The following is a 12,145-nucleotide window of genomic DNA, read 5'->3' on the forward strand; positions in this document are numbered from 1 at the left end:
GTGAAGTCGGAGACCGACCCCTGGTTGTTGCTGTTGAAGTAGTAGCAGAACTCACCGCTCTCGCACACGCCGTTACGGCCCGCCGCCGAGGCGGGCGCCGCGGAGGCGAGCACCGCCCCGCCGAGCACCGTCGCTGCGGCCGCCGTGCTGAGGATCTTGTCGAGCGTTCTCATGGTGTTCTCCTTGTGTCTGTGCGGCCCGGGGTTCGAACGGTCGGCGACGCCGGCACTCCTCCAGGTGCGGGACGCCGGGGGGTGATTCCTGCGGCGGAGCCCACAATTTCGGATCATTCACGCCGTCCACAAGAAGATCGTGTTGTCAGCCTGTCCGAGAGGCTTTCCGTACAGGCGTACGCGCCGCCTGACAGGTGATCCGCCGGTTCGGCCCGGCGGCGAATGCCGAATCGATTCGCATCCGGGTGGTCCAGGACGGATCGGTCTCGATGAACGGTTCCCGGCTCAGGCGCTCCAGCGTGACGTCCCTCTCCGAGGTGATCTGATTCAGTTGCGTCGAAGTGGAAATGTCCGGAACGGCTTCCGCAGTTGAGCCAAGGGTGCGGCCGTTCACGAAGGCGGCCGCCTGGTTCAGTCCACCCGAGCGGAGATCCATGTCCATGACGCCCCTCACGGCCGTCCAAGAACGCCCACGGGTCGTGGAACGTGCCACGCGGGCCGCGCACGCCCGGGGCTTCTGGTTCGTCGCGGTCGCGTTCACCGTGCTGATGGCCTTCGGCACCCTTCCGACCCCGCTGTGGCCGCTGTTCGCCGAGCGTGACGATTTCGGCTCCACCGTCGTCACCATCGCCTTCGCGGCGATGGTCGTGGGTGCGGCAGCGGGTTTCCTCCTCTTCGGGCATCTGTCGGACCGTCTGGGTCGCCGACGCGTCGTCGTTCCGGCGTTGCTGACCCTGGTGGCGGCATCACTGGTCCTGGTGCTGTGGCCCTCGGTCGCGGGCCTGCTCACCGGCCGGGTCCTGACCGGACTGGCCGTGGGGCTCATGGCCTCGACCGCGACGGCCTACCTCAGTGATCTCTACCAGCGGGCGCACCCGGAACAGCCCGGGTCGGCGACGCCCGGACTCGTCGCGGCCGTGGCCAACCTGGGAGGACTGGCGCTCGGGCCGCTGGCCGCCGGCGTGCTCGCCCAATGGGCGCCGTCGCCGCTGGTCACCCCGTTCGCGCTGTTCGCCGCGGCGGCGCTGGTGCTGGTGGTCCTGGTGCTCCACAGCCCCGAGACCATCGACCGCGGCGCCGCCTCCGAGGTCCCTGCCCGTTTCGCCCTGCGACCCGGTGGCGGCAGGCGATTCGCGGCGGCCGCGAGCACCGGCTTCTTCTCGTTCGCCGTGATGGGCTTCTTCTCCTCGCTGGGGGCCGTCGTCGTCCACGACGTCCTGGGCATCTCCTCGCCCCTGGTCGCCGGGCTGGCGCCGTTCTCGGTCTTCGCCGCCTCCGCCGTCGCGCAGATCGCCCTCAGACACCTGTCGCCCGGGCGGATGCTGGTGAGCGGGGTGGTGCTCTTCCCCGCCGGACTCACGCTGACGGCGGTAGCACTCTTCCACCCCACTCTGTGGCTCTACCTCACCGCGGCCTCGATCGCGGGAGCGGGTGCGGGACTGCTGTTCAAGGCATCGGTCGGCCAGAGTGCCGGTGCCGCCCGGCCCACGTCCCGCGCGGGAGTGCTGGCCGTGTTCTTCGTCATCGCCTACCTGGGCATGGGCCTGCCCTCGATCGCCTTCAGCGTCGTCTCGAAGCACCTCGGACTGCATCCCACGATGATCGGCTTCGCCGCCGCACTCTCCGTGGGTGCCATCGCCGCGGTCGTCACCTCCACGCGGTTGCCGCATTCGCAGTGATCATCTTCAGATCTTCCAGATGGAACGCCTGGCTGAGAACGGACACCCGCACCATTCGCCTGTCCCGTCTGGGACACCTCGCGTTCCACCTTGGTGGGACCGGCACCCGCGTGACGCCGTGAACATGACGGTGCCTCCAGCGGAGGCCTGGCCCTCTGCCCTCGTGGAGCGCAGGACTGCCCTCGTGTGGCACCAGGACTGTCCTCGTGGAGCGCCAGAACCCCCAACAAAACGGTGTTTACCGGCCAACCGCTCGCCTGGGCCGGCCGTCTCATCACTGCCCGCTTCTTCCAGCTTGAGGATTCAATGGTGCGTTCCATTCCCTTGGCCCTGTCCGCTGCCGCCTTAGCCGTGGCGCTCGTCCCCGTCGCGCCGGCGCAGGCCGCCGCGCTGCCGACGATCCAGATCGTGAAGATCTACTACAACTCTCCGGGGTCGCCGGACTTCGGAGCGAACAGCAGCCTGAACGGCGAATGGGCGCAGATCAAGAACACCACCAGGAGGGCCGTCAACCTCAGCGGATGGACGCTTCGCGACAAAACAAACCGATCGGATCACATCTACCGGTTCGGCGCGTTCACCCTCGGCGCCGGAAAGACCGTCACCGTGCGGACGGGCAAGGGCAGGGACGACGCCAAGAACCGTTACTGGGGGCGCGCCGGAGGGACGTTCGCGTACATCTGGAACCAGACCTCGGACACGGGATACGTCCACAACCCGTCCGGCAAGCTCGTCGACTCCTGCTCGTACAACAGCTCCCGGGTCGAGTGGATCAGCTGCCTGTAGTCGTACAGCGCGACGACGCCCTCGTTCTTCGGAGCGGGGGCTTCGTCGTGTCCGCCCCCGGGGGTGGGCGGGTCGTGGTCGAGGGGTTCGGCGACGAGGACGGTGAGACCGAAGTGATCCCTGGTGGGGTGCGGTGAAAGGACCGAGGTCAGGCTCGGTCCCGCGCGGCGGCCGACCGGTCCCTGGAGGCGTCCGCACCCCGGCTCGCCGGCAGGCGCAGTGTCTCCTCCGACGTCGAACCGGGCTCGGCGTGGTAGGTCTCCAGTGCCTGGTCCTGATCGCCGGGGAGCGTGAAGGTCTCGTGGCGGAGTGTCGGCTCACCCGCCGGCGGGTGCATCATCCGCATGCTGCCGTGCGATTTCTCTTGACGTCGTGGGCCGCCCACAGGGTCCGGAAGTCCTCGCGTTCGGCGCCGTGGTGGACGTCGTCGGACCCCGTGGGGAACGCAGCGTGCCGCTCGCCGGACTCCACGTCGAACCCGGTGACGACCCGGCCCGCGAACACGTGCTCGCCCCGGACGAGCTCATCGTCCGCATCCGGGTGCCCGCGACCGCGGCCGGGAGCGGGCACGCCTCCCGGCGTGGCTGCACCGCTGACCGAGGATGTCAGCGGTGTGCGGACACGCCAGGGAGCGCGGCCCGGACAGCGGCTTCGCGATCATCTCGGGCCATGGCCTCTTATGCTGATACGCAAATCAGGCCTGAACACCGAAAGGTCGTGGGGATGGCCGGCGAGGTGAGCACCGGATGGAAAGCGCCACTCGGCCAGATCGCCGCGGCCTGGCTGGTCGGCTCCCTGCTGAGCCCGTCGCTGTTGCGGACCGGCACGATGATCCTTTTCGGCGGTTCCCCCTTCCTGCTGGTTCTCCCCGTCGTTCTCATGGTGGGTGCGCTGTGCGTGGTCGCCTGGGTCGTTCCCCAGGGGTCCGCACTGACGTCGCGTCGGGCGGCGGGCCGGCTCTCCTGGTCGGTGCTCGTATTTCTCGCAGGGACGGTGGGCTGGTTCGGCGGCGCTTGGGCCGACTCCGAGCTGTCCCTGTCCCTCGGTCGGCAACCGCTGGCGCTCCTGGTCGGCGGCCTGCCGTTCGCGCTGGCCGCGGGAATGCTCTCCCGGCGCGGGATCGCCTTCGGTTCTGTCGCGGTGACCACGGCGCTGGTGGTCACCGGAGTGCACGCCGTCGGGGAACAGCGTGCCGACAAGGAGGCGAAGGCGAGGGCAGAGACCTTCGCCGCCCGTCTTGATCCGGTGCGCGACCTGCTTTACGTCGCGCACATCCCGGGTTACCGGGTCACTCGCGACACCTCGGGGGTGAGCGCGTTCTTCGAACCGGTGGACCAAACAGTGGTCAAGGTCTGGCAGGACCACACCATCGTGCTCACCGCCGCGTACGGCGAGCCCGCCACGGCGAAGTGCGCGAAGACGTTCCTCCGTCCGCCTTTCGGGTTCGACGAGCATCCTCGGTGTGTCCTGGAGCGCCCCGGGCTCTGGTATCTCACCGGTCGGATCCCGAAGCCGAGATGGGGATGCCCGTGCGGGCTCCAGGGGTACGTCCGGCAGGATGGCGGCGTCCTGGTCAGCGTCCAGTCCTCCGATGCCGTACCCCGGGAGGTCCTCCGGGACGCCGTGCTCAGCGCCCGGCATCCCACCGACGACGAGGCCCGCGAGCTGATCCTTCCGTCCTGAGGCCCGGCGCGGTCGGCGGCCGGTCTCGGACGGCGGGATCCGCACGAACTGCGGCTCCGGGGACCTACTCATCTGGTCCGGAGCCGGTGGAGGCGCTGACCCGCCGCGACATGACCACCAGCCCGGACGGCCTCCCTCCGGAGGTCGATGTCCGGCCGGCAAAGATCCGTTCCCGGTACGGCTCCGAGCATCCGGTGAGCCGGTCGATCACCAACGCGACGTCCTGCATCACCCCGGCCGTGCGTGCCGTAAAGGCCGCGCCGGCGCGAATCCAGCAGCTATCGGCGTCATGCGACGTTCGCCTTCTCGGGCCGGCCTGTAAACGGATCACCAGGCCGGCAGGCGGTGGGGCGTCCGTCCCCTCGGTTCCGCCCGGCTCTTCCCGTGAACGGTGGAGGGCGGCCCCCGCTGCGGCGCGTCGCGGCGTGAGCGGGCTCGGACGGCGTCAGCGGCGAAGGACCGGACGCGGGAGCGCCGCGAGAAGGCCCCCGGATTCGCCTCCTTAATCGAACGTACTAGTCTGTTCGATTAAGGAGGCGAATCATGGTGACGAAGACGAGAAAGACGAACACGGTAGAGAAGATCCTCACCACGGCGGCCGACCTGTTCTACGCCCACGGGCTGCGAGGAGTCGGCATCGATCAGGTCATCGCCGAATCGGGTGTCGCGAAGTCCACGCTGTACGTGCACTTCCGCACGAAGGACGACCTCGTCGCGGCCTATCTGCGCAGGACCGACGACTCCTGGACGGCGCAGCTGCAAGCCGCCGCGGAGCGCGCCGGTGACGCGCCCGGCGACCAGCTCGTGGGACTCTTCGACGCGCTCCAGGACGCCTTCGACAGACACGGCTTCTTCGGCTGCCCGTTCGTCAGCGCCGGCGTCGAAGCCCCGCTGGGCTCGGAAGCACGAGCGATCACCGTCCAGCACGTGCGACGCCGCCAGGGCTGGCTGACCGAGCTCGGCTCGAAGGCCGGAGCCGACGACCCGCGGGCGCTCGCCCGCCACATCGGACTCCTCATCGACGGCGCTCTCGCGTCCGGCCGGCTCCTCCAGGACCGCACGGTCGTGGACGACGCGAAGGACATGGCCGTCCGGCTCGTCGCCGCCCACACCAGCCGCCACGCGGGCGCGGATCAATGACATGCCTTCGGGCCTGAACCGCACCCCCGGCCCGATCACACTCCATCAGCTCATCGACAACACACGAAACGAGGCGGCACCATGCGCGCGGTAGTACTGGAGCGGTTCGACACCCCCCTGGTCCTGAGCGAGATCGACAAACCTGTCCCCGGCTCGGGCCAGGTGCTGGTGAAGGTCAAGGCGAGCGGGGTCAACCCGCTGGACACCAAGATCCGGGCCGGGAAGGCCGGCCACGCCAAGAGCCGCCTGCCGGCCGTGCTCGGCATGGACATGGCCGGTGTGGTGGAGGAGACCGGCGCGGAGGTCATCGGCTTCACCCCCGGGGACGAGGTGTACGGGTTGATCGGCGGGGTGGGCGACCTCCAGGGCTCGCTCGCGGAGTACGTCGCCGTGGACGCCAGGCTGCTCGCACACAAGCCACGGTCCCTGAGCATGCGGGAGGCCGCGGCGCTGCCGCTCGTCGTCATCACCGCGTGGGAAGGCCTGGTGGACCGGGCGCAGGTGCGCGCGGGCCAGAAGGTACTGATCCACGGCGGTGCCGGCGGCATCGGACACGTGGCCGTCCAGCTCGCCCGCGCTCGCGGCGCCGAGGTCTACGCGACCGGATCGCCTCAGAGCCTGAAGAGCATCGAAGGCCTCGGCGCCACCGCGATCGACTACACCACCACATCGGTGGACGAGTACGTCGCCCGGCACACCGATGGCGAGGGCTTCGACATCGTCTACGACACCGTCGGCGGAGCGACCCTCGACGCCTCGTTCACCGCGGTACGCACCTACACCGGCCATGTTCTCAGCGCTCTGGGCTGGGGGACCCACAGCCTCGCGCCCCTGTCGTTCCGGGGCGCCACCTACTCCGGCGTCTTCACCCTGCTGCCGATGCTGACCGGCCGCGGACGAGAGCATCACGGGGAGATCCTTCGCGAAGCGGCTTCCCTTGCCGACTCGGGGGCGTTGAAGCCCCTGCTCGACGCCCGGCACTTCACCCTCGCCACCGTCCCCGACGCACACGCCGCGGTGGAGAGCGGCACCGCCAGGGGCAAGATGGTCATCGACATCGAGGAGTGAGCCCGGCTTCGGTTTCCTTGAGAGCGTGTCATCGGGGCATGGAAGAGCGCCGTGAGCGTCGGGCTCTCACAAGAAGATCACCCAGGGGGTGGCCGGAAGTCCGACCCGGCACCGGTGATCTCGCACGTGATGCCGGTCTCCTCCAGCGTCTCCCGGACGGCCGCGGCCGGGAGAGACTCGCCGAGGTCGAGGGCGCTGCCGGGAACGGCCCAGTCGTCGGTACGGTAGATCATCGAGATGTCCCCGGCGTCGTTGGCGACGACGACGTTGACCGAAGGGACGATGCGCCCCCCAACCGCTTTGACCTTTCCCGATCACGGCTCACCGCAGGTCAGAGGAGGGCAGGGCGGACGAGTCGGCCTGTAGGCCGGGTTCTAATCCGGCCTGCTCGTGACCTGCACGCCGATCAGCGACCTGCCGTCTGACCTGCGGGAACACTGCCGTTCTTTGACATTATTCTCCGCCGCCTTCCAACGCCATGTGCCCCCAATGTGCCCTCGGGGCACGCCGACCAGGCGCGCGATTCAGCTCAGCCTGCTACCGCCTTGGCGTGAACCGACTGATGCCACTCCAGGGCCTCGGGAGTGTCCCGGTACTCCAGAAGGTGCTGACCCGCGATCTTCTGCAACAGGTCCCTCACATCGGCGGGCGTAGCGTGGAAGAACTCGCGGCGGAGGTTGACCTTGTTGACGCGCCGATCGTTCAACGCGGCGTGCAGCCGCCCCTCAAGCCCGACCGCGTCGTCACTGAAGATCAGCGCGTGCGTGTCGAACTTGAACGGCACTGAGGCATCACCCAGCTCCCGGACACGGTCCTCGGGCTCCAGGCGGCGAGTCATGCCGATCTTGACGACGTCCTCGCCGAACGCGCCAATGTTGGAGATCACATACACGTAGCCGGCCCGGACGTTGGCCTCACGCGCCTCGACGTCGCTGACCGCCGCGCCGATCTCCTCCAACTTCGCCTTGAGCTCCTCCGCCCCAGCCTCATCCCCCTTGGCCAGCAACTTCGACAGAGCGGAACGGTAGTGGGACTCCTCCTTGCGGAGCCTGGCTTTCTCCCGCTCGAACTCCCGCCGCGCGGCCTCCTCCTCGCGCTGCTGCTCCCGCTGGGCACGGGTGCGCTCCTTCTCCTCCTCCTGCTTGGCCAGGTAGTCGGCGGTCAACTCCAACTCGTAGACCCGCAGCCGGTGATAGTCACCGCTGACGTGGATGCTCATCGTCTTACCGAGCTTGACGATCATCTCCACCGCCTTCTCCAAGCGGTCGACAGCCGACTGCAGCTTGTACGGGCGCATCGTGCGCACACAGTTGTCGGCCTCGGCGTTGTAGGCACGCAACATCAGCTTGGAGAAGTCACGTACCATCCGGCGTCCCTCGGCCGCCGACCCGTTGACCTGCCAGCTGGTGGAGCCCAGCACCGCCTTGCCGTCCTTGGACAACTCCTTGATGCGTGCCTTGACCTGCGCCAATCGCTCCTTATAGGCCACTGCGTCACTCAGCGGGTGCCGGTACTCGTAGACACCGGCCTCCTGCAACAACACGGTCTCCTCGGTCTGCACGATCAGCCGCTCGACCTCGCGCAGCCGCCGCGTGGCATCCGCGATGGCCGTCTGCAGTCCCTAGTGCTCGGCATGTAGCGCCTCGATCATCGCGGAGACGCGCATGGCGTCCATGCCACCCAGCCGCTCGACCCACGCGCGCAACTCGGCGTTCTCCGCCTCCAGCTTCTTCTTACCCCCGAACAGTCCCCCACCGCGCTCCGGTACCGCGGGAACGGGAACGGGCTGCGACTGAACCGGAGGCGCAGAAGGCGGAGGCGACAGCTGCACAGGAACCCAGAACTCCCAGCCGGGCGGCGCCGGAGGCCACGACGGATTCGGCTGCCACCCCTCCGGAGGCCGCCAACCCACAGGAGGAACCGGCCATCCAGGAGGCGAATTGAACCGGTACTCCATCGTCACGCCCTCCTCGACCACGTGCCCTGTCGCGACACATGCCACAAGAAGACAGCTGCCTCGGCTCACTGGTTTACAACAACCTCAACGATTCACAGGGATGCTCACCACGAGCAGGCAGGAGCTGACAATCTGACCGACTCGTTAATACGACAACGACAGGTAGTTATAAGCGTCTTCGCTTATGGTGACTGGCCCGAGCCCGTGCTTGACTGAACCGGCGCCAGGCCACCCAGGCAAGGACATGACCGACCGAGTGCGCGGCCGGGGCGGCGATGCGGTTGAACAGCCGCCGCACCTCCTGGACCGTCCACGGCATCACACCGGCTCCGCCACCGGCCGCAGGCCCCCCTTTTGCAGGCCATCGCGGATGATCACCAAGAACGCCGCCGCGGTCATCGCCAACGTGATGTGCCGGTACCAGGCCCAATACGAACGCACCTGGTAGTGATCGAGACCAACCTCGTTCTTGGCCGTCTGAAAGCACTCCTCGATCGCCCACCGGCTCCCGGCCACCCGTACCAGCTCGGCCAGACCTGTCCCGGCCGGACCGAAGCACAGGTAGTAAGCGATATCAGCAGGATCACTGACGGACCGGCGGGCCAGCAACCAGTACCCATATTGCGGATCGCGCAGCGGCCGGATCTCCACGGCCGCCCACGCGAACACGCGCGGCCCGCGCACCCCGTCACCGCAGCTGAGCCGCTGCCAGGCCGCCTCCGGGAGCTCGGCGACCAAGCGGTGCACACGAACCTTGGTCAGCTGCATCGACACCGCCATCGTGCTCTTGGGCACCGCGACCACATACGCGATCCCGGCGTGCTCCAGCCACAGCCGGAACTTGCTGTCGCAGCCGTAGACCTCATCGGCGGTCACCCAGCCGAACGGCACGCCCGCCGCCACCGCGCGCTCGATCATCGTGCGGGCCAGCGCCGGCTTGGTGGCGAAGGCGACCTCGTCACCGATCCCAGCCTGCCTGCATCGAGGCCGGTCATCAGCCCACTCCCGGGGCAGATACAGCTCCCGGTCGATCAACGCCCGCCCACGCGTCGAGGCATAAGCGAGGAACACGCCGATCTGGCAGCTGTCGATCCGGCCCGCGGTGCCGGAGTACTGGCGGGCCACCCCGGCCGAGCGCACGCCCTTCTTCAGGAAGCCGGTCTCATCGACCACCAGCACCCCGCCATGGGCGTCCCCGAGGACCTCCACCACGCTCCGACGCACGTCATCGCGCAGCCCGTCGGCGTCCCAGGCGTAGAAGTTCAACAGCCGTTGCATCCGCTCCGGGCCTGCCTGCCCGGCCGCCTCAGCCAAGGTCCAACCGTTCTTACGCTCACTCTCACCCAGCAAGCCGCGCACATAAGAGCGCATCTGCCGACGCGCCTCCACCCGCGGGAACCGACCCGCGAACCGGCCGACGAACGCCGTGAACCCCGCCGACCACCCAGCCACCGTCTCCGCCAGCATGCTCAGATCGTCCACTACCCGATCTCAGATCACAACCTGTCGTTGTCGTATTAAGAACTGCCCTTCGTCGACACCTTTGCTGATCCCCGCCCTCGTAGATCTGGGTGTTCTCCGATGCATTCATGGGCGACCTGCGATAGCCCCTGGATCTGGCCATTGACCAGGCCATACGCTTTCCGACACCTTCCATCGGTTGCCGTTGTTTTCGATGCTCCCACGGAACAGTCACGGAACAGACCATGATCATGAGGTGTTCAGTGACGCTTCCCCGGAAGGATTCTCGCCTCATCGCCGTAAGTGATGAGGCGTACCGCTGGCGCGTCCGCCACAGGCCCACTTACGGCTGAACCCACATGACCTTCGCCGTCGAACTTACGGAGAAGCCGGGCAGCGTCCTCCTCGTCGCACTCCCCTACGCCCGCCCCGACAACTGGCTCCTCGAAGAATCGACGAGCGTTCGCCCCGCCCTCGTTGTGCAGTGCATCCATTGAGCAATCAGCGAAGGATGGACACCGCACCACCCCGGCTCTGCTCACCGACTGGAACTCGCTCGAGCCGAACTCTCCCCTCCGCACCCGTAGCTCAGAACCGCCAGGGAAAGTCAAGCGTCGGCTGCACTCTCGGATAAACCGCCGAAGACGACCCAAGAGGGGACAGATCCTCGCCGCGACGACCACTAGATGATACTCATTAGTTATAAAAAGTGCTTTAATTCCATGAATCCATGGAAGAGGATCTCATCAGTTGCTGGAACTGTCCCCTAGCCGCCAGCCAATGGCTTAACTCCATGACGCAGAAAGGAGGACCCAGTTGCCTCGCAGAGTGTCCGAAGCTGATGCAATCGCACGGATGTTGGGGAGAGGAGCACAGCCTCTGGTCCCGTTCCCTGGCACCCAGTTGCCATGGCTCTGCCGCTGCTTGCGCTGTGGTGGAGAAAGCTCCCCTCGCTACAACGATGTCGTGAACAAGGGCAGCGGTGTTTGCCGCGGTGTTTGCCGCTCGCGGCGCATCGCGGAGGGACTAAGGAGAGATGCTGCCGAAGCCGTCGAGGTGATGCGCGCCTGGAACTGGGAGCCATTGGAGGACTACCCCGGCGCGGGCATTCCGTGGAAGAGCCGCTGCCTCCAATGTGGCAACGTCTTTCCAAAGAAGCTGTCGCACGTTCAGAAGGATCGAGGCGGCTGCAAGAACTGCCTAGGCGTGGTCGTGACGCCTGAGTCCGCTCGATATGTGATGCTCCAAGCCGACCTGGAGCCGCTCGTAGACTACCCCGGATCTCAGGACCCATGGCTCTCGCGCTGCATGCGAACTGGCCACCTGGGACGTCCGACCTACTCGCACGTGAAGGCTCGCGGCCATCAGTGCTGGAAATGTCGCTCAAAAAACATCGCCACCGCACTTCGGTTCACTGAGGCCGAGGCTACGGCAATGATGCATGATGCGGGACTCGAAGCCTTGGTCGATTACCCTGGCAGCATGAGGCCCTGGAAGGCCCGCTGTATGGGATGTGGTTCGACTGTCATGCCCATGCTGCACAACATTCGTGCGGGAAGCGGCGGATGCACCAAATGCGCCGTACGCGGGATTGATCTAACCAAATCGGGCTACCTCTACCTGGTAGTCCACAATGGGCATCGCGCGTTGAAGGTCGGCATCGCTAACATCAATGAGCGGCTACGGCAGCACACCTCACTGGGGTGGCAGGTAGTCGGCCGATGGGAAGCGGACGTCACACAGGACGCCCGTGAGATCGAGCGTGAAGTTCTGGCCTGGTTTCGCCGGCTCGGTATCCCCTATGCGTTCGAACGGGGCGAGATGCAGCACCGCGGTTATACGGAGACGGCGTCACTGGACGACATCAATGTGGAACGGGTAGAGGCGTTCATAGAGATCCTCGCGTTCAACGTTCTCAAACGGAGCAGGTAGATGGCACGAGTACCGGAGGCCGCTGCCCCGGCTTCCGGTACTGCCAGATTCATAGGCGCCGTTCACATACGGCACCTCATCCAATGCCACGTAGGCTCCGATTGGGAGAGCCATTAAAGCCCGCGATGAGGTAGCACGGCAATACCTCCGCCCGTTTTTCAGGCGGACCAATCACCCTGGTCAGGTAGCGGAGGCCGTAGTCAGAGGGTGGTGGACGGTCGCCGAGGTGAGTCCATGTACGGGGACGTTGCTGTCAGCGCTGCTGT

General features: G+C 66.9%; 13 protein-coding genes. 6 read left to right on the plus strand and 7 right to left on the minus strand.

The genetic code is table 11. The features are described from left to right. Positions 1-318: 318 nt before the first annotated feature. On the minus strand, positions 319-615 hold the full coding sequence (locus ACTOQ3_RS34065; protein WP_440087594.1) for a hypothetical protein: 297 nt from the start codon (positions 613-615) through the stop codon (positions 319-321). Between the two features lie 37 nt (positions 616-652). On the opposite strand from ACTOQ3_RS34065, the gene ACTOQ3_RS34070 reads away from it, so the two are divergent. Beyond that, complete coding sequence (locus ACTOQ3_RS34070) at positions 653-1,852, plus strand: MFS transporter (protein ID WP_440087595.1); 1,200 nt, start codon at positions 653-655, stop codon at positions 1,850-1,852. Positions 1,853-2,203: 351 nt separating this feature from the next. Next, a complete protein-coding gene (locus tag ACTOQ3_RS34075; RefSeq protein WP_440087596.1) occupies positions 2,204-2,638 on the plus strand; it encodes a lamin tail domain-containing protein in 435 nt (144 codons plus the stop codon). A 148-nt stretch (positions 2,639-2,786) separates the two neighbouring features. Here the strand turns inward: ACTOQ3_RS34075 and ACTOQ3_RS34080 are convergent, their stop codons facing one another. Both ACTOQ3_RS34080 and ACTOQ3_RS34085 read right to left on the minus strand, forming a co-directional pair. Continuing rightward, a complete protein-coding gene (locus ACTOQ3_RS34080; protein WP_440087597.1) occupies positions 2,787-2,984 on the minus strand; it encodes an MmyB family transcriptional regulator in 198 nt (65 codons plus the stop codon). After that, on the minus strand, positions 2,975-3,208 hold the full coding sequence (locus ACTOQ3_RS34085) for a hypothetical protein (protein WP_440087598.1): 234 nt from the start codon (positions 3,206-3,208) through the stop codon (positions 2,975-2,977). The genes ACTOQ3_RS34080 and ACTOQ3_RS34085 overlap by 10 nt, the downstream gene beginning before the upstream one ends. A gap of 153 nt (positions 3,209-3,361) precedes the next feature. Here ACTOQ3_RS34085 and ACTOQ3_RS34090 point away from each other — a divergent pair, with 153 nt between their 5' ends. The 3 genes from ACTOQ3_RS34090 to ACTOQ3_RS34100 all read left to right on the plus strand — a co-directional run bounded on the left by ACTOQ3_RS34090 (position 3,362) and on the right by ACTOQ3_RS34100 (position 6,529). Then, on the plus strand, positions 3,362-4,321 hold the full coding sequence (locus ACTOQ3_RS34090) for a hypothetical protein (protein WP_440087599.1): 960 nt from the start codon (positions 3,362-3,364) through the stop codon (positions 4,319-4,321). Positions 4,322-4,864: 543 nt separating this feature from the next. Then, entirely contained in the window at positions 4,865-5,461 is a 597-nt protein-coding gene (locus ACTOQ3_RS34095; protein WP_440087600.1) for a TetR/AcrR family transcriptional regulator, read from the plus strand. 81 nt (positions 5,462-5,542) lie between these two features. Then, positions 5,543-6,529, plus strand: a complete 987-nt coding sequence (locus tag ACTOQ3_RS34100; protein WP_440087601.1) for a zinc-dependent alcohol dehydrogenase family protein — start codon at positions 5,543-5,545, stop codon at positions 6,527-6,529. A 77-nt stretch (positions 6,530-6,606) separates the two neighbouring features. Here the strand turns inward: ACTOQ3_RS34100 and ACTOQ3_RS34105 are convergent, their stop codons facing one another. From ACTOQ3_RS34105 to ACTOQ3_RS34120, 4 genes are all read right to left on the minus strand, one after another. Beyond that, a complete protein-coding gene (locus ACTOQ3_RS34105) occupies positions 6,607-6,813 on the minus strand; it encodes an NUDIX domain-containing protein (RefSeq protein ID WP_440087699.1) in 207 nt (68 codons plus the stop codon). Positions 6,814-7,058: 245 nt separating this feature from the next. Beyond that, complete coding sequence (locus ACTOQ3_RS34110; RefSeq protein WP_440087602.1) at positions 7,059-8,090, minus strand: DUF4041 domain-containing protein; 1,032 nt, start codon at positions 8,088-8,090, stop codon at positions 7,059-7,061. Between the two features lie 60 nt (positions 8,091-8,150). After that, positions 8,151-8,360, minus strand: a complete 210-nt coding sequence (locus ACTOQ3_RS34115; protein ID WP_440087603.1) for a hypothetical protein — start codon at positions 8,358-8,360, stop codon at positions 8,151-8,153. A gap of 444 nt (positions 8,361-8,804) precedes the next feature. After that, positions 8,805-9,953 (minus strand): IS701 family transposase, encoded by a 1,149-nt coding sequence (locus tag ACTOQ3_RS34120; RefSeq protein WP_440087700.1) that lies wholly within the window; start codon positions 9,951-9,953, stop codon positions 8,805-8,807. Between the two features lie 960 nt (positions 9,954-10,913). On the opposite strand from ACTOQ3_RS34120, the gene ACTOQ3_RS34125 reads away from it, so the two are divergent. Further along, positions 10,914-11,879, plus strand: a complete 966-nt coding sequence (locus ACTOQ3_RS34125; RefSeq protein ID WP_440087604.1) for a GIY-YIG nuclease family protein — start codon at positions 10,914-10,916, stop codon at positions 11,877-11,879. The last annotated feature ends 266 nt before the right edge of the window (positions 11,880-12,145 follow it).

This window comes from Streptosporangium sp. LJ11, from assembly GCF_051918945.1.
Lineage (GTDB): Bacteria > Actinomycetota > Actinomycetes > Streptosporangiales > Streptosporangiaceae > Streptosporangium.